This is a genomic window from Kitasatospora sp. NPDC029312, assembly GCF_055569215.1.
Genome location: NZ_JBVHXY010000007.1, coordinates 22,365 through 39,999, shown reverse-complemented (window position 1 = coordinate 39,999; position 17,635 = coordinate 22,365). Strand labels below are relative to the sequence as shown.

The window sequence follows — 17,635 nt, the reverse complement described above, 5'->3', positions numbered from 1 at the left end:
GTACTGCTCGGTCTGGCGGGTCGGGCCGGCGGCCCCACGGGTCAGCGCTGGTGGGTCAGTGCTGGTATCCGTAGACGCCGCGGGCCTGGTCGCGGACGAGCAGCCCCTTGTCGAGCTCGATGACTCGCTTGCGCATCTGGTCGACGATGGCCTGGTCGTGGGTCGCCATCAGCACCGTGGTGCCGGTGCGGTTGATGCGGTCGAGCAGCTTCATGATGCCGACCGAGTTCTGCGGGTCGAGGTTACCGGTGGGCTCGTCCGCGATGAGCAGCATCGGACGGTTCACGAAGGCCCGGGCGATCGCCACGCGCTGCTGCTCACCACCGGAGAGCTCACCGGGCATGCGGTCCTCCTTGCCGCCCAGACCGACCAGCTCCAGCACCTCGGGCACCACCTTGGCGATGGCGCCCTTCGGCTTGCCGATCACCTCGAGGGCGAAGGCGACGTTCTGCGAGACCGTCTTGTTCGGCAGCAGGCGGAAGTCCTGGAAGACGGTGCCCAGCTGGCGGCGCATGTGCGGCACCTTCCAGTTGGACAGCTTGCCGAGGTCCTTGCCCAGGACGTGCACCGAACCGGTGCTGGGACGTTCCTCGCGCAGGCACAGGCGCAGGAAGGTGGACTTGCCCGAGCCGGACGAGCCGACCAGGAAGACGAACTCACCCTTCTCGATCTCCAGCGAGACGTTGTCCAGGGCGGGACGGTTCTGCTTGGGATAGGTCTTGGAGACGTTGTCGAATCTGATCACGGCTGCATCACGGAGGCCATCCTAGGCGGCGCCAGTCCTCGGTCGGTCCACCCCGGAGGCCCGGTCCGGGGGCGGGCGAAGGGAGCGCGGAGGGCCGCTCCCGGTCTGGGACCATACGCGAATCGGCGGCCGGCCCGCAGGGGCAGCCCAGGACGGCGGACGGAAACTGGGGGACAATGTCCGGTTATGCCCCGAATATCGCGGGCCATCTCACAGCCCGGGAGCCGGAACCGCCAGAACCTGGCAGAGTGGAGGAGGCGACCGCGTTCGGCCGCCCCCCCGTACAGGGCAGGAAAAGGAACCAAGGCCCCGTCCGGTGCGTTGGCTGTAGCAGCGAGGAGGAGATCGCATGACGTGCGACCATCTGGTGTGCGCCAACTGCAACGGCCGCGTCAGCGACGGGCGTTGCCCGGTGTGCCGCGCCAACCGGGCCCGGCTGCAGGAGCAGCAGGGGCCGTTCGCCGCGCTCTCCCCCGCAATGCTGCTGGCCCTGCTGGCAGGCCTGCTCGCGGTGGCACTGATCGCGCGGCAGGCGCTGGCCTAGGCCCCGATCCACTGAGAACGGAGAAGGCCCCCGACCGCTGCGGTCGGGGGCCTTCTCCGTGAGTGTCCGGTCGCTTACTCCGCGCTGGTCTCGCGCTGCTTGCGCCAGCGGATCCCCGCCTCGATGAAGCCGTCGATGTCGCCGTCCAGCACGGCCTGCGGGTTGCCGGCCTCGTACGCGGTGCGGACGTCCTTGACCATCTGGTACGGGTGCAGCACGTAGGAGCGCATCTGGTTGCCCCAGGAGCTGCCGCTGTCCTTCAGCGCGTCCATCGCCGCCTTCTCCTCCTGGCGGCGCCGCTCGAGCAGCTTGGCCTGGAGGACGTTCATCGCGGACGCCTTGTTCTGGATCTGCGAGCGCTCGTTCTGGCAGGAGACCACGATGCCGGTCGGGAGGTGGGTGATGCGCACCGCCGAGTCGGTGGTGTTGACGCCCTGGCCGCCGGGGCCGGAGGCGCGGTACACGTCCACCCGCAGTTCGCCCTCGTCGATGTCGACGTGGTCGGACTGCTCGACGACCGGGAGCACCTCGACCCCGGCGAAGGAGGTCTGTCGACGGCCCTGGTTGTCGAACGGCGAGATGCGGACCAGACGGTGGGTGCCCTGTTCGACCGAGAGGGTGCCGTAGGCGTACGGCGCCTTCACGGTGAAGGTCGCGGACTTGATGCCGGCCTCTTCGGCGTACGAGGTGTCGTACACCTCGGTCGGGTACCCGTGCCGCTCGGCCCAGCGCAGGTACATGCGCATCAGCTGCTCGGCGAAGTCGGCGGCGTCGACGCCACCGGCCTCGGCGCGGATGTTGATCAGCGCCTCGCGGGCGTCGTACTCGCCGGACAGGAGGGTGCGGACCTCCAGCTCCTCGACGGCCTTCTGCAGCGAGACGAGCTCGGCTTCGGCCTCGGCGCGGGCGTCCGCGTCGTTCTCGGACTCGGCCAGCTCGAACATCACGCCCAGGTCGTCGATGCGGCCGCGCAGGCCCTCGACGCGGCGCAGTTCGCCCTGGAGGAAGGAGAGCCGGCTGGTCACCTTCTGCGCGTTCGCGACGTCGTCCCACAGGGTGGGGGCGGCTGCCTCCTCCTCCAGGACCGCGATGTCGGCCCGGATCTTGTCCAGGTCGAGGACGGCCTCGATCGACCCCATGGTCGTATCGAGGTTCTTGAGCTCTTCGGAAGGATCGACGGCTGCCACGCCCCCAGCGTAATGGTTCCGGGGGTGGTCATGACGACACCCCCGGTTCCACCGGGGCTACGGCGCCCGCGGGGCGGTGCCGTGCACGGCCGGGCGGGCCGGGTGGCCGCCGGGCGGCTCGGTGGCCGCGAAGGCCGTCCAGGCCGCGGCGGCGCCCGCCAGCAGCAGGACGGTGGCCAGCAGCACGGCCAGCAGCCGGCGGCGGCGCAGCAGGGCCTGGCGGTCCCGGCGGTGGCCCGGGGCGGCGCGCTGGGCGCGGGACTCGGCGGCGTACGCGGCCAGCTCCTCGGCCGAGGGGCGGCGCAGGCTGGTGTGGGTGTCGCGGGTGGAGTCGGGGGCGACGCCGGGCACCAGCGGCACGGCCGGGCCGCGGCGGCGCTTGTGGATGCCCGGGCCGGCGTCCACCTCGGCGTAGACGGCCTCGCCGGGGCTCAGCTGCTCCTCGGCCGGGGCGCGGCCCTGGGAGGGCACCGCCAGCGCCGGCAGTCCGGCCAGCGAGGGCAGCTGCTCGCGCAGCCGGGCCGCCAGCTCGGCGGCGCGCAGCCGGGAGGCGGGGGCCTTGGCCAGGCACTCGGAGATGATCCGCCACAGCCCGTCCGGCAGTCCGGGGATCGGCGGCACCTGCTCGGTGACGTGCCGGCGCAGCACCGCGCCGGTGTGGCCGCCGCCGAACGGCGTGAAGCCGGCCAGCAGTTCGTACAGCACGGTGGCGAGGGCGTAGATGTCGACGGCGGCGCGCGGCTCCAGGCCCTCGATGATCTCGGGGGCGAGGTAGTCGGGGGTGCCGATGATCCGGGTGGCCCGGGTCCGGCGCGGGGCGTCGACCAGTCGGGCCACCCCGAAGTCGGTGAGCTTGGCACGCGGGGCGCCGCCGGGGCCGGGGGCGGCGGCGAGGTCGAGCAGGACGTTCTCCGGCTTGACGTCGCGGTGGACGATCCCGGCGGCGTGCGCGGCGGCCAGGCCGTCGGCGACGTCGGCGATGATCGAGGCGGCGGTCTGCGGCGGGAGGGCGCCGTCCCGCTCGAGCCGGGAGCGCAGGTCGGTGCCCTGGACCAGTTCCATCACCAGGGCGAGGTCGCTGCCGTCCACCACCATGTCGCGCACGCCGACCACCCGGGGGTGGTCGAGGCTGGTCAGCGCGGTGCGCTCCTGGACGAAGCGGCCGACCAGCACCTGGTCGGCGGCGAGGTCCTCGCGCAGCAGCTTGACCGCCACCGGGCCGTCCGGCCCCTCACCGAGCCAGACCGTCCCGGCCGAACCCCGGCCGATCACCTGGTGGACGGTGTACCGGCTGCCGATCTTGCGTGCCAATGCTGCTCCGTGGGCGGCGCGGGAGCGCTCCGGGGGTCCGGGCGCGCTCGGTGGGGCGGGACAACAGCGACCAACCTACGCGCCCCGGCCCCCTGTGCGGGCCGCCTGACGGCTCGGGGCGGGACTCCGGGGCGGGAAATCTGGTGAATTGTCGACAAAGCGTCAATCCTGTGTCCCCGGCGGCTATTCGCGGCTACCTTCCGCGGCTACTTGCCGATGACGTTGTCCACCCAGTCCCGCGCCGAGTCGAACCAGCCCACGACGTTGTCCCAGTAGTGCGGCAGCGGCGTGAAGTTCCACAGCGCCACGGCCGCCAGGGCCAGCACCAGCAGCACCATCAGACAGCCCTTGAGGCAGCCGAGCCCCGGGATGTACATCCGGTTGCGACTGCGCGGACGCCGCTCGCGCGGCGGCGCGGGCTCGCGGCGGGGCGGCGCGGGCGGCTCCTCCCGGCGGCGCGGGGGCTCCTCCCGGTACTGGGGCGCGGGCGGCTCCGTGCGGCGCGAGGCCGGGGCGGGCGGGGGCGGGGGGTAGCCGCCCTGCGGCCGGCCGTAGCCGGACGGGGGCTGCCGGTACCCGCCCTGCGCGCCGGGGGCGCCCTGGCCGTTCCCGTTCTGGCCGCCCTGGCCGTTCTGTCCGCGGTGGCCGGCCTGGTAGGGCGGCGGGGCGACCGGCGGGCGCTGGGCGTAGCCGGGCTGCGGCGGGCCCTGGCGGCGCTGGTCCGGGTGGTACCCGCCGGGCGGCTGCGGCTGGTAGCCGGCCGCGCCCGGGCCCGCCTGGTAGGGCGGCGGGGCGGTCTGCGGGTCCTCGAAGTCCTCCGGGCCGAAGTAGCCGACCTGGGTCTGCTGGTTGCGGTCGCGCGCCGCGCGCAGCTGGGTCTGCCACGGGTGCGGCGCCTCCTCCTGCGGCGCGGGGGGCGCCGCGGGCGGGGGCGGGGGCACGGCGGTGGGCGGCATCACCTGGGTGCGGTCCTGGCCGCCGTACGGGGCCGGGGGCGCCGGCTGGGTGCCCATCACCCGGGTCGCCCCGGCCGGGTCGTGCTGGGGGCCGTCCGGGGACGGCGGCAGCACCTGGGTGCGGTCCTCGGTGCCCGCCGGGGCGCCGGGGACGGCGGTGGGCACGGCCGACGCGGTGCCGGGGACGGTGGTCGGCTGCGGGTCGGGCAGCAGCAGGGCGGCGACCGCCAGCGCCTCGTCCACCGCCGCCGGGGCGGCGTGCACGCCCACCCCGGCCGCGACCACCCGCAGGGCGCGGGCCAGCGAGGTGGCGCTCGGCCGCTGGGCCGGGTCCTTGCGCAGGCAGCGCTCGATCACCGTCCACAGCGGCTCGGGCATCGTGCTGGGCCGCTGCGGCTCCTGGGCCAGGTGGGCCTGGAGCACGGCCAGGGCGCTGTCGCCCTGGAACGGCTGGCGGCCGGTGACCAGCTCGTACAGCATGATCCCGGCGCCGTAGACGTCCACCGCGGAGGTCTGCGGGCGGCCCTCGGCCGACTCGGGGGCGACGTACGCGGGGGTGCCGACGAACTCGTGGGTGCGGGTGACGCCCGGGGAGTCGGCGAGCCGGGCGATGCCGAAGTCGGTCAGCATCGGGTGCATCCGCTCGGCGCCGTCCACCAGGGTGGAGGCGAGCAGCACGTTGGCCGGCTTGAGGTCCCGGTGGACGATCCCGTCCGCGTGGCTGGCCGCCAGCGCGTCCGCGACCTGGGCCATCAGCAGCGCGCCCGCGATCGGACTGAACGGACCGTTGGCGCGCAGGTAGCGGGCCAGGTCCGGGCCCTCCACCAGGTCCATCACCAGGGCCAGCAGCTCGCCCTCGACCACCAGGTCGCGGACCCGGACGATGTTCGGGTGGGTCAGCCGCAGCAGCAGCGAGCGCTCGCGCAGGAAGCGCATCACGACGTCCGGGTCGGCCGCCAGTTCCTCGCGCAGCACCTTGATCGCCACCTGCTGCCCGGGCGCGCTGCCCGGCACCTGGGCGTCCGGGCGCACCTGGCCACGCCAGACCGTCCCGGTGGCACCCCGGCCCAGGGTCTCCTCAAGCAGATACTTGCTGCCGACTGGCCGCACCTGTCGCACTCCTCGCCGTGCCGCCCGCGCGGGGCGCTCCTCCGCCGGTGCGGTGAGCCTGCCGGGCCCGTGTTTGCGGCCACTCTAACGGTGTCCGTTCAGGATTTCGGGGTGACCGGCGGGCCGTCGAGCAGGGTTGGGGGACATCCCCTAGGGGACCGCCCGGAGCGGCCCGGAAGGGCTGGTCGGAGCCGCTCGCCGGGGCCCGTCGCGAAGCCCTCACGGGGGCGGTTGACCTGACTCCCCGTCGCCTCCACCATGGCGATGATCGCAAGATCGTCAAATCCGGTACCGTGCGCGGACTGTCCGCACCGGATGGCAGGATGGACACTCGCCACTCGTGTGGCCCAAAGGGTCGCCGCGACCGCCCGGTGCGACGCGACGACACCGGGCAGCGGTACCAGGCATCACACCAGCAGAAGGGACCCGCGGGCGAGATGCAGATCCGGCTGACCGTCCTCCGACCGCGCAGCGGCCCGGCCGCCGCCGGCTCCGCCATCCCCTACGTGGACGTGCTGGTCACCGCGCCCGTCGGCACCGCGCTCGGCGCCATCGCCGGCGCGCTCGCCGGTGCCGTCGGCGTGCGCGGGCCGCGGGCCGCCACCCACGTGCACCTGTACGCCGGGGCGCACCGGGTGGACGAGCACACCCTGCTCGGCCACCCCCCGCTGCTGGACGGCGCCGTCCTCAGCCTCAACGAGCCCGATCCGACCGCCGACGACACCGACGACACCCCCGCCGCCGCCGAGCTGCGGGTGGTCGGCGGCCCGGACGCCGGTGGCGTGCACCGGCTGCACGGCCGGGAGATCCGGATCGGCCGCTCCGGCGAGGCCGACGTCCCGCTCGACGACCCGGACGTCTCCCGGCTGCACCTCGCCCTGCACCTCGGCGAGGACGGCCGGATCACCGTCCGCGACCTCGGCTCCACCAACGGCACCACCCTGGACGGCCGGATCGTCCCGCCCGGCCCGGCCGAGGCCGCCGCCCCGCTGGAGCCGGGCGCCCTGCTGCGGATCGGCGAGTCCACCCTGCAGGTCCTCGACCCCGCCGATGAGCCCACCCGCGCCGCCCTGCCCGACGGCAACGGCCACCTCCAGCTCTCCGCCCCCGGCCCGGTCCGGCCCGCACCGCCCGTCGTCGAACCGCCCACCGCCCCCGAGCCCGCCCAGGCCCGCGGCCGCGGCCTGTTCTCGCTGCTGCCCGGCCGCGCCGCCGAACCGCCCGAGGAGAGCGCGGAACGCCACCACACCGCGGTACGGCTGCGCCAGGCCGCCGCCCAGCGCGACCGCTGGCCCGACCTCGCCACCGTGCTGCTCAACGCCCTCGGCCCCGGCCCCCGGCTCTGGGAGCGCGGCCCCGGCCACCCCGACGCGCTCACCCTGCGGCTGGGCACCGCCGACCGCCCCGGCGGCCCCGGCACCGCGCCCGGCACCATGCTCCCCGCCGTCCCCGTCACCCTCGACCTGCAGACCGCCGGCAGCCTCGGCCTCAGCGGGCCCCGCGAACGCCTCGACGCGCTCACCCGGGCCGTCGTCGCCCAGCTCGCCGCCCTGCACCCGCCGAGCGGGCTGAGTCTGGTCGTGGTCGACGCCGACCCGGGCCGCGCCCGCGAGGAGCGCGTCGACACCTGGGCCTGGGCCCTGTGGCTGCCCCACCTGCGCCCCGCCGACGGCCAGGGCTGCCGGCTGCTGCTCGGCCTCGACGACGAGCAGGCCACCGCCCGGCTGACCGAACTCACCACCCGCCTCAGCGGCCCGACCGGCCTCGGCGGCCACCCCGCCACCGTCGTCGTGGTGGACGGCCGCCCGGCCACCGAGGCCGCCCGGCACGCCCTCGACCTGCTGCTGCGCCAGGGCCCGGCGGTCGGCATCTTCCCGATCTGCCTCGCCGAGCAGCCCGAGCTGCTCCCCCGCGGCCTCGGCGCCACCGCGCTGATCACCGGGGAGGTCGGCACCCACCTCTCCATCGACCGCCCGGTCGCCCGCGGTCGGGAGACCCTGCACGAGGTCTCGCTGGACGCGGTCTCCGACGTCTGGGCCGAACGGCTGGCCCGCGCCCTCGCTCCGCTGCGGGAGGCCGCCCCGACCGCCCGGGGCCCGCTGCCGGACGCGCTGCGGCTGCTCGACCTGCTCCAGCTCGACACCGTCACCCCGGCCAAGCTGTCCGCCCGGTGGGCCGCCCACGCCGGCGGCATCGGCGCGGCCACCGCGCTGCTCGGCACCACCCGGGACGAGCTGTGCACCCTCGACCTGGCCGACCCCGAGCTCTCCCTCCCCTCCCCCGACCCGGGCGGCCCGCACCTGCTGATCGGCGGTGCGCGCGGATCCGGCAAGACCGAGCTGCTGCGCACCCTGGTCGCCTCGCTCGCCGTCTCCGAGCGGCCCGAGCGCCTGACCGTCACCCTCATCGAGGGCCGGGCCGACACGGACGGCCAGGACGGACTGGACGGCTGCACCGAGCTGCCGCACGTCATCGGGCGGGTCAACGCCGCCGCCGACCCGCGCGCCGCGCTGCTCGCGGCGGAGGCGCTGGAGGACGAACTCGCCCTGCGGGAACGGCTCTTCGACGGGCTGGACTTCGCCTCCTGGCACGCGGCCCGCATCTTGGACGGGCACGGCCTGGAGGGACACGGTCTGGAGGGGCACGGCCTGAGCGGGCAAGGGCTGAGCGCGCAGGGCCTGAAGGCGGACCGGCCACAGGTCCCGGTGCCCGCCACCGTCGGCGCCGGCTCGACCGGCGGCCCGCGGATCATCCCGCCGCGCGGCGCCTCCGACGCCCGGCCCGCCGCCCCCACCGGGCCGGACCCGGCCCCGGCCCGACTGGTCGTCGTCGTCGACGACTACGACGCCCTGCTCTCCCCCACCTCCCCGGCCGGCCGCCCGCTGGCCCGGGCGCTCGCCGCCGTCGCCCGGCGCGGCGGACCGCTCGGCATCCACCTCGCGGTGGCCACCGGCCGTCCGGAGGAGAGCGCCGGCACGGAGGTCGACGAGTCCGCCCTGCTCCGGATCGCCCTGCGCACCGAGGACCCGGCCGACTCCGACCTGCTGATCCACCTGGGCGACGCGGCCGCCCTCCCCGAGGACACCCCAGGGCGCGGCTACCTGCGCCGCCCCGACGGCGGCGTCACCGCCTTCCAGACCGCCCGGATCAGCGGCCGCATCCCCCGCACCGCGACCCTGCGCCCCACCGTGGTCGCGATAGACCCCCTCCAGCTCGGCGCCCCGCCCGCCCGCCGCCCGGTCCGCGAACTCGGCAACGGCCCCACCGACCTCGCCCTGCTCGCCAGCGCCCTCCAACGCGCAGCCTCCCGCTGACGCGGCACCGAAGCGCCGCCTCGCGCTGACGCGGCACCGCAAGCCGGTGGGGCCCGCGCCCGAGGACGCGGGCCCGGGTTCCCGGCCGCCACGTGAACGCGGAAGGGGCCCGCGTCCGAAGACGCGGGCCCCTTCCTGACAGCCCTCCGTCAGCGCATCGAGCCGGTGCGGAGCAGGGTGCGGATGACGCGCATCGCGACCGAGAGGCTGGACAGCTCGTAGTTGTCCGAACCCCTTATGTCGTCGAGGGTGCTCTTGGCGCGGTTCAGCAGGGTGGAGTTGAGGTCCGCCCAGGCGTTGTAGCGCTCCTCCGGGGTGGCGCCCTCGGGGCCGCAGGCGAGGATGTCGGCGGTCAGCGCCGCGTGCGCCGCGAAGAGGTCCTCGCGGATCGCGGCCCGGGCCATCGAGGACCAGCGGTCGGTGCGGGGCAGGTCGATGATGCGGTCGAGCAGGTGCGAGATCTGCAGGCGGTCGCCCAGGTCGTAGTACAGCTCGGCGACCTCGGCGACGTCCTTGCCGGAGCGGTCCGCGACCTCGGTGATGTCCAGGGTCGGGAAGACCGAGGAGAGGCCGGCGATCCGGGTGGCCAGGTCCTCCGGCACCCCGGCGGAGGCGAGTTCGTTGTGGACGGACTCGAACCAGGTCAGGTCCTCGCCGCGCAGCGGCTTGGGCAGCGAGCCCCAGACCTGGTTGACCCGGTCGTGGAAGAACTCGATGGTGCCGGCGATGTCGAGCGGCTGGCGGCGGTTGTTGAGCATCCACCGGGTGGCGCGCTCGACCAGGCGGCGCGAGTGCAGCCGCATCTTGGTCTGGGTCCGGGCCGGGACCTTGTTGTCCAGGCCCTCGATCTCGTCCCAGATCTGCTCGAGGCCGAAGACGGCCCGCGCGGCGGCGTGCGTCCGGGCGATCTCCTCGTACGTCGCGCCGGTCTCCTCCTTCAGGCGGAAGGCGAAGGTGCAGCCACCGCGGTTGATCGTGTCGTTGACGATCAGCGTGGTGATGATCTCGCGGCGCAGCGCGTGGTTCTCGATCGCGTCGGCGAACTTCGCCCGCAGCGCGCTCGGGAAGTACTGGTGCAGCGCGGTGCGGAAGTACGGGTCGTCGGGCAGGTCGGTGGCGAGCAGCTCGTCGGCCAGGATGATCTTGGTGTAGGCGAGCAGGACGGACATCTCGGGCTGGGAGAGCCCGCGGCCGCTCTGCTGGCGCTCGCGGATCTGCCGCTCGGTGGGCAGGAACTCCAGGCCCCGGTCGAGCCGGCCGGCCGCCTCGAAGCGGTTGATCATCCGCGCGTGGACGTTGACCATGCTGTGCGCCTGGGCGACGGCGTTGGCCAGCACCACGTTCTGCGCGTAGTTGTTGCGCAGCACCAGGTGGCCGACCTCGTCGGTCATCTCGGCGAGCAGGGTGTTGCGCTGCTTGACCGTCATGTCGCCCTCGGCGACCACCTGGTTGAGCAGGATCTTGATGTTGACCTCGTGGTCCGAGGTGTCCACGCCGGCCGAGTTGTCGATGGCGTCGGTGTTGATCCAGCCGCCGGTGCCCTCGGGACCGCCGGAGGCGGCGTACTCGATGCGGCCGAGCTGGGTGCAGCCGAGGTTGCCGCCCTCGCCGATGACCCGGGCGCGGACCTGCTCGCCGTTGACGCGGATGGGGTCGTTGGCCTTGTCGCCGACCTCGGCGTTGGTCTCGCCGGAGGCCTTGACGTAGGTGCCGATGCCGCCGTTCCAGAACAGGTCGACGGGCGCCTGGAGGATCGCCTTCATCAGCTCGGCCGGGGTCAGCCGGCTCTCCTGGACGCCCAGGGCGGCCCGGACCTGCACGCTGAGCTGGATCGACTTGGCGCTGCGCGGGAAGACCCCGCCGCCGGCCGAGATCAGCGACTTGTCGTAGTCGTCCCAGGAGCTGCGGGGCAGCTCGAAGAGTCGGCGGCGCTCGGCGTACGAGACGGCCGCGTCCGGGTTCGGGTCGAGGAAGATGTGGCGGTGGTCGAACGCGGCGATCAGCCGGATGTGCTCGCTGAGCAGCATGCCGTTGCCGAAGACGTCGCCGGACATGTCGCCGATGCCGATGACGGTGAAGTCCTCGGTCTGGGTGTCGACGCCGAGTTCACGGAAGTTGCGCTTGACCGACTCCCAGGCGCCGCGGGCGGTGATTCCCATGCCCTTGTGGTCGTAGCCGGCCGAGCCGCCGGAGGCGAAGGCGTCACCCAGCCAGAAGCCGTACGACTCCGCGACGCCGTTGGCGATGTCGGAGAAGGTCGCGGTGCCCTTGTCGGCGGCGACGACCAGGTAGGTGTCGTCCTCGTCGTGGCGGACCACGTCGGCGGGGTGGACGACCGCGCCGGCCACCAGGTTGTCGGTGATGTCCAGCAGCGCCGAGATGAAGGTCTTGTAGGACGAGATGCCCTCGGCCAGCCAGGCGTCGCGGTCCACCGACGGGTCCGGCAGCTGCTTGGCGACGAAGCCGCCCTTGGCGCCGACCGGGACGATCACGGTGTTCTTGACCATCTGGGCCTTGACCAGGCCGAGGATCTCGGTGCGGAAGTCCTCGCGCCGGTCGGACCAGCGCAGACCGCCGCGGGCGACCTTGCCGAAGCGCAGGTGCACGCCCTCGACCTGCGGCGAGTACACCCAGATCTCGAAGGCCGGGCGCGGGGCCGGCAGGTCCGGGATGGCCTTCGGGTCGAACTTCATCGACACGTAGGAGTGCCACTCGCCGGAGGCGTCGTGCTGGAAGAAGTTGGTCCGCAGGGTGGCCTTGATGAGGTGCAGGAAGGAGCGCAGGATGCGGTCCTCGTCCAGCGAGACGACCTCGTCGAGCGCGCCGGCCAGCTCCTCCAGGATGCCCTCGGTCAGCTCGGCGGCGCCCAGCTGGTGGCTCGGGCTCAGCCGGGCCTCGAACAGGTTGACCAGCAGGCGGGTGGTGTGGGTGTTGTTGCGGAGCGCGTCCTCCATGTAGTCCTGGGAGAACGTGGAGCCCGCCTGGCGCAGGTACTTGGCGTACGCGCGCAGCACCATCGCCTGGCGCCAGGTCAGCCCGGCGGTCAGGACCAGCTCGTTGAAGCCGTCGTTCTCGGCGTTGCCGGTCCAGGTGGCGGCGAAGGTGTCCTGGAAGCGCTCGCGGGCCTCGTCGGTGAGGTCGGTGGCCTGGCGCAGCTTCAGGCCGAAGTCGTACACCCACGCGGTGGTGCCGTCGGAGCGGCGCAGCGCGTACGGGTGCTCGTCCAGCACCTCGACGCCCAGGCGCTGGAGCACCGGCAGGACCTCGGTGAGCGAGATCGGGCCGCCGACCCGGTAGATCTTGAAGCGGCGCTCGTCGTCGCCGGCGCCGACGGGCTGGTACAGGTTCAGGCGGAAGTCGCCGTCGCCGTGCAGCGCCTCGATCTGCTTGATGTCGGCGACGGCGGTGCGCGGCGGGAAGTCGGCGCGGTAGCCGTCGGGGAAGGCGTTGGCGTATTTGTGGCCGAGCTCGGCGGCCTTCTCCTCGCCCAGTTCGAGGTGCAGCTGGTCGTGGAAGCCGTCCATCCAGAACCGGGCGGCCTCGGCCAGGCGGTTCTCGATCCGCTCGATGTCGGTGTCGGTGAGCCGGGGCAGCTCGGTGCCCGGGGCGACCCGGACCACGAAGTGCAGGCGGGTCAGCACCGACTCGGTGGCGTACACCGTGTAGTCGATGGTGGCGCCGTTCAGCTCTTCCTTGAGGATGTCGGTGAGCAGCAGCCGGATGCGCGTGGTGTAGCGGTCGCGCGGCAGGTAGATGAAGGCGGAGAAGTAGCGCCCGTACTCGTCCTGGCGCAGGAAGAGCCGCAGCTTACGGCGCTCCTGCAGGTAGAGCACGCTGGTGGCGATGGAGAGCAGTTCGGCGGCCGAGGTCTGGAAGATCTCGTCGCGCGGGAAGGTCTCCATGATCTGCAGCAGGTCGCGGCCGTCGTGGCTCTCGCTGGAGAAGCCGGAGCTGTCCAGGACCTCCTGGACCTTGCGGCGCACGACCGGGATGCGGGTGACCGACTCGGTGTAGGCCGCGGAGGAGAACAGGCCGAGGAAGCGGCGCTCGCCGATCGGCTCGCCGGCCGCGTTGAACTTCTTGACGCCGACGTAGTCCAGGTAGGACGGGCGGTGCACGGTGGCGCGGCTGTTGGCCTTGGTCAGGACGAGGAGCTTCTTCTCGTGGGCCTTGGCGCGCACCGGCGCGGAGAGGCGGCCGAAGGCGTCGGAGACCGCGTGGTGGCTGTCGTCGTGGCCGTGCGGGTCGGCGCGCAGGATGCCGAGGCCGGTCCCGGCGACGGCCTTGAGGACCTCCTCGCCCTCGTGCTCGACCAGGTCGTACTCGCGGTAGCCGAGGAAGGTGAAGTGGTCGTCGGCGAGCCAGCGCATCAGCTCCCAGGCCTCGCCGACCTCCTGCTCGGCCAGGCCCGTCGGGGGCTCCTCGGCCAGCTCGTCGGCCAGGCGCAGCGCGCTCTCGCGCATCTTGGTCCAGTCCTCGACGACCTCGCGGACGTCGCCGAGCACCCGGCGCAGGTTGGTCTCGATGGAGCGCAGGTCCTCGCGGTCGGTCTCGCGGTCGATCTCGATGTGCATCCACGACTCGACGCTCGCGTCGGCGGGCCACTCGGCGCCGGCGGCCTGGCTGCGGGAGCAGGCGTCGACGTCCAGGATCTCCAGCAGCTTGCCGGTGATGTCACGGCGGACCACCAGCTGGGGGTGGATGACGATGTGGATCGCGCGGTCCTGGCGGGACAGCTCGTTGGTGACCGAGTCGACGAGGAAGGGCATGTCGTCGGTGACGACCTCGACGACGGTGTGGCCGCAGGACCAGCCGTTCTCCTCGACCGAGGGGGTGTGGACCCGCACCTCGGCGGTGCCCTGGGGGCGCTTGAGGCCCAGGCGGTAGTGGGAGGCGGCCGCCCCGTAGACGTCGACCGGGTCGAGGTCGACCAGGTCCTCGGGCGCGGTGTGGAGGTAGTAGTGGTGCAGGTACGCGGTCAGAGCACCGTTGCTCAGACCCTCCCCCGGCGCCGCTCCCCCTACCTGGCTGTTCTCAGCGGCTGCGGCTGCCTTCTTGAGCAGTTCGGCCTTGGCTGCGTCCAGCTTGGTCTGCATGACTTCTTGGCTCCTGTCGCGCGCCGTTGCGTGACTCGGTGGTGTGTGGATGTACACCGACGGGTCACCGCAATCCTGCCGCACCATCCGACTGAAAGGGGCTCATGGCACGCATGAAGCGCCCTCCCAGCGGGTAGGACGCCTCATTCGTCCTGCAAGCCACCCGACGACGCCAGCCAGCCTAACCGGATCATTCGAAGGTGCACAGGGACAGGTAGGCGCAAACTCCCAGGATGTCGGGTCCGTCCTGGACACCATGTCCAATCCGGAGCCTCATGTTCACTCTCAGCCCATGTGCGGATATCCGTGCTGGGTCGGGGGTACAAAAGTCTCCTTGATGGCGCGGGCCGAGGTCCAGCGCAACAGGTTCTGGGCGGCGCCCGCCTTGTCGTTGGTGCCGGAGGCCCGGGAGCCGCCGAAGGGCTGCTGACCGACGACCGCGCCGGTGGGTTTGTCGTTGATGTAGAAGTTTCCGGCGGTGAAGCGCAGTTCCTCCACGGCCTGGGCGATGGCGTAACGATCCTGCGCGATCACCGAGCCGGTCAGGCCGTACGGAGCCCCGACGTCGATCCGCCCGAGCACGTCCTCCCAACGGGAGTCCTCGTAGACGTGGACCGCGAGGATGGGTCCGAAGTACTCGGTGCGGAAGATCTCGCCCCGGTGGTCGGAGGAGACCAGGACGGTCGGACGCACGAACCAGCCGATCGCGTCGTCGTACTGGCCGCCGGCCGCCAGCTCGACGGTGGGGTCGGCCTTGGCCCGCTCGATGGCGGTGCGGTTCTTCTCGAAGGCCCGGGCGTCGATCAGCGCGCCCATGAAGTTGGACAGGTCGGTGACGTCGCCCACGGTGAGCGCGTCCACCTCGGCCAGGAAGTCGTCCTTGAGCCGCAGCCAGAGGCTGCGCGGCAGGTAGGCGCGGGAGAGCGCCGAGCACTTCTGGCCCTGGTACTCGAAGGCTCCGCGGATCAGGGCGGTCTTGAGGATCCCCGGGTCGGCCGAGGGGTGGGCCAGCAGGAAGTCCTTCCCGCCGGTCTCGCCGACGATCCGCGGGTAGGTGCGGTAGCCGCCGATGTTCGCGCCGATGGTCTGCCAGAGCGACTGGAAGGTGGCCGTGGAGCCGGTGAAGTGCAGCCCGGCCAGCGCCGGGTCGGCCAGCGCCACCGGGGAGACCTGCTGGCCGTCGCCGGTGACCAGGTTGATCACCCCTGGCGGCAGGCCGGCCGCCTCCAGCAGGCGCATCAGGTGGTGGGCGGCCAGCGCCTGGGTCGGCGCGGGCTTCCACACCACCGTGTTGCCCATCAGCGCGGGGGCGGTGGGCAGGTTCCCGGCGATCGCGGTGAAGTTGAACGGGGTGACCGCGTAGACGAAGCCCTCCAGCGGCCGGTGGTCGACCCGGTTCCACACGCCCGGGGAGGAGACCGGCTGGTCGGCCAGGATCCGCCGGGCGAAGTGGACGTTGAACCGCCAGAAGTCGATCAGCTCGCAGGCGGAGTCAATCTCGGCCTGCTGCACCGTCTTGGACTGGCCGAGCATGGTGGCCGCGTTGAGCGTCTCCCGCCACGGCCCGGCCAGCAGGTCGGCGGCGCGCAGGAAGACCGCCGCCCGGTCGTCGAAGGACAGCGAGCGCCACTGCCGGCCGGCGGCCAGCGCCGCGTCCACCGCCGCCCGGGCGTCCTCCCGGGTCGCGTTGCCGAGCACGCCCAGCTTGGCCGCGTGGTGGTGCGGCTGGACGACGTCGATCCGCTCGCCGCCGCCGAAGCGCTGCTCACCGCCGATGGTCATCGGCAACGGGATCTGCTCAGCGGCCAGTTCGTCCAGCCGCCGGACCAGCCGCTCGCGCTCCGGGCTGCCGGGCGCGTACGACTGCACCGGCTCGTTGACCGGGGTCGGCACCTCGGTGACTGCGTCGATGGACATGGCGGCTCCGTCTCCTGCTGGCTCGGCTGGTGTCAGTCCAGCCTGACCACGGCGGGGCGGATCCGCCCGTCCGGACACGCCAACGGCGGACGTGGCGCCCACCACGTCGGTGGATTCTCAGGGCGGCCGCTACCGGGGTCTCAGCCCGCCATCCGGCCCGCCAGCTCGACCGCCTCGGCCAGGCTGTCCACCACCGGAACCCCGAGCGGCTCCAGCTTCTCCCGGGCGTGCGAGCCGCCGGTGTAGAGCACCGCGTGGGCGCCCGCGGCCAGCGCCGCCAGGGCGTCGTCCGCGGCGTCGCCGATCAGCACCGTACGGGCCGGGTCCACCTGCTCGCCGAGCGCGGCCAGGTGGCGGACCAGGTGCTCCGCCTTCTGCCCGCCGGCCGGACCGCTCCGGCCGTCCACCCGCAGGAAGTAACCGCCCAGGCCGAAGGTGTCGACCAGCGGCACCAGCTTGTCGTGCACGTACATCGACAAGAGGGACTGGCTGTGCCCGGCCGCCCTCCAGCCGTCCATCAGCTCGCGCGCGCCCTCGGTCAGCCCGCAGGCCGCGCTCAGCTCGCGGTAGCGGTCGTGGAAGGCGTCGTCCAGCTTGAGCCACTCCTCCACGGAGGGCTCCCGGCCGAGCAGCCGCTGGTAGAAGCGCGGGATCGGGATCTCGTACTGCTCGCGGTACTCCTGCAGGCTCATCGGACCGACGCCGATGGTCGCGAAGGCGGCGTTGCTCGCCCCGAGCACCGCTTCCATGTCGTGGAAGAGGGTGCCGTTCCAGTCCCAAACGATGTGAGTGCGCACGGGGTCAAACGGTAACCCGGACGGACGACACGCCGGTAGGAGCGGGGTCACTCAGGCCAGCAGCGAGGGGATCTCCTGGGTCGCGTACCAGAGCAGGTCGTGGTCCTCGGCGCCGTCCACGGTGAACTGGGCGTCCTGGTCGCCCGCGTCGGCCGCGGCCACCGCCGCGACCGCGGCCGCGACGTCCGTGACCACCTCGTCGTCGGCGACGTCCGCGTGCACCGCGGCGGCCTTGGCGAGCCTCACCGGGCCGGAGAGCACCACCCGGCCCAGCGAGGCCTGGTCCTGGTACTCGTCGCCGGGGAAGGGCTTCACGGCCGAGTCGGCCACGTCCAGCGCCACCACGACCCGGCGGCGCGGGGCCTGCGGGTCGGTGGCCAGCAGCCGCAGCGAGGACTGCGCGGCCCGGTTCAGCGCCGCGTACTCCAGCTCCTCCAGGTCGTCGCTGACGTACCACTCGCGCAGCGCGGGCGTCACGGCGTACGCCACGGACTGGTCCAGGGCACCGCCCTCGTGTGCCGCCGCCAGGCCGGTCAGGGTGGTGGGCACGTACACGCGCATCGGTGGCACTCTCCGGTTCGTCCAGCGGGCTTCGTCCAGCGGCACAGCTTGCCTAGCGCCCCAAGAATAAGCTCCGCCGGGGCCGCGGCGATCTCCC

At 73.2% G+C, this 17,635-nt stretch carries 10 protein-coding genes; 2 read left to right on the top strand and 8 right to left on the bottom strand.

Features of this window, described 5'->3' with window-relative positions:
- Positions 1 to 55: 55 nt before the first annotated feature.
- Positions 56 to 745 carry a cell division ATP-binding protein FtsE gene (gene ftsE / locus ACZ4WV_RS08390; protein WP_465744117.1) on the bottom strand — a complete coding sequence of 230 codons (690 nt, stop codon included), beginning with the start codon at positions 743 to 745 and terminating at the stop codon, positions 56 to 58.
- A 349-nt stretch (positions 746 to 1,094) separates the two neighbouring features.
- Between ftsE and ACZ4WV_RS08385 the strand changes: the two genes are divergently transcribed.
- Positions 1,095 to 1,289: a hypothetical protein gene (locus tag ACZ4WV_RS08385; RefSeq protein WP_030059729.1), complete on the top strand. Its 195-nt coding sequence runs from the start codon at positions 1,095 to 1,097 to the stop codon at positions 1,287 to 1,289.
- Between the two features lie 74 nt (positions 1,290 to 1,363).
- Here ACZ4WV_RS08385 and prfB read toward each other — a convergent pair whose 3' ends face one another.
- From prfB to ACZ4WV_RS08370, 3 genes are all read right to left on the bottom strand, one after another.
- Positions 1,364 to 2,476, bottom strand: a complete 1,113-nt coding sequence (prfB, locus tag ACZ4WV_RS08380; protein ID WP_465744116.1) for a peptide chain release factor 2 — start codon at positions 2,474 to 2,476, stop codon at positions 1,364 to 1,366.
- Positions 2,477 to 2,533: 57 nt separating this feature from the next.
- Complete coding sequence (locus tag ACZ4WV_RS08375; RefSeq protein WP_465744113.1) at positions 2,534 to 3,787, bottom strand: serine/threonine-protein kinase; 1,254 nt, start codon at positions 3,785 to 3,787, stop codon at positions 2,534 to 2,536.
- Positions 3,788 to 3,993: 206 nt separating this feature from the next.
- Positions 3,994 to 5,853, bottom strand: a complete 1,860-nt coding sequence (locus ACZ4WV_RS08370; RefSeq protein WP_465744111.1) for a serine/threonine-protein kinase — start codon at positions 5,851 to 5,853, stop codon at positions 3,994 to 3,996.
- A 437-nt stretch (positions 5,854 to 6,290) separates the two neighbouring features.
- Between ACZ4WV_RS08370 and ACZ4WV_RS08365 the strand changes: the two genes are divergently transcribed.
- Positions 6,291 to 9,167 carry an FtsK/SpoIIIE domain-containing protein gene (locus ACZ4WV_RS08365; protein ID WP_465744107.1) on the top strand — a complete coding sequence of 959 codons (2,877 nt, stop codon included), beginning with the start codon at positions 6,291 to 6,293 and terminating at the stop codon, positions 9,165 to 9,167.
- Between the two features lie 149 nt (positions 9,168 to 9,316).
- Here the strand turns inward: ACZ4WV_RS08365 and ACZ4WV_RS08360 are convergent, their stop codons facing one another.
- The 4 genes from ACZ4WV_RS08360 to ACZ4WV_RS08345 all read right to left on the bottom strand — a co-directional run bounded on the left by ACZ4WV_RS08360 (position 9,317) and on the right by ACZ4WV_RS08345 (position 17,538).
- Positions 9,317 to 14,263, bottom strand: a complete 4,947-nt coding sequence (locus tag ACZ4WV_RS08360) for an NAD-glutamate dehydrogenase (RefSeq protein ID WP_465744105.1) — start codon at positions 14,261 to 14,263, stop codon at positions 9,317 to 9,319.
- Positions 14,264 to 14,548: 285 nt separating this feature from the next.
- On the bottom strand, positions 14,549 to 16,174 hold the full coding sequence (pruA, locus tag ACZ4WV_RS08355; RefSeq protein ID WP_465744393.1) for an L-glutamate gamma-semialdehyde dehydrogenase: 1,626 nt from the start codon (positions 16,172 to 16,174) through the stop codon (positions 14,549 to 14,551).
- 146 nt (positions 16,175 to 16,320) lie between these two features.
- Positions 16,321 to 16,977 carry an HAD family hydrolase gene (locus tag ACZ4WV_RS08350; protein WP_465744103.1) on the bottom strand — a complete coding sequence of 219 codons (657 nt, stop codon included), beginning with the start codon at positions 16,975 to 16,977 and terminating at the stop codon, positions 16,321 to 16,323.
- Between the two features lie 51 nt (positions 16,978 to 17,028).
- On the bottom strand, positions 17,029 to 17,538 hold the full coding sequence (locus ACZ4WV_RS08345; RefSeq protein WP_465744101.1) for a DUF6912 family protein: 510 nt from the start codon (positions 17,536 to 17,538) through the stop codon (positions 17,029 to 17,031).
- Between the last annotated feature and the right edge of the window lie 97 nt (positions 17,539 to 17,635).

Excerpts from the sequence above, each read along its gene's own strand:
- ACZ4WV_RS08385 (WP_030059729.1), top strand. The coding sequence starts at position 1,095 with ATGACGTGCGACCATCTGGTGTGCGCCAACTGCAACGGCCGCGTCAGC.
- ACZ4WV_RS08365 (WP_465744107.1), top strand. The coding sequence starts at position 6,291 with ATGCAGATCCGGCTGACCGTCCTCCGACCGCGCAGCGGCCCGGCCGCC.
- ACZ4WV_RS08360 (WP_465744105.1), bottom strand. The coding sequence starts at position 14,263 with ATGCAGACCAAGCTGGACGCAGCCAAGGCCGAACTGCTCAAGAAGGCA.
- ACZ4WV_RS08345 (WP_465744101.1), bottom strand. The coding sequence starts at position 17,538 with ATGCGCGTGTACGTGCCCACCACCCTGACCGGCCTGGCGGCGGCACAC.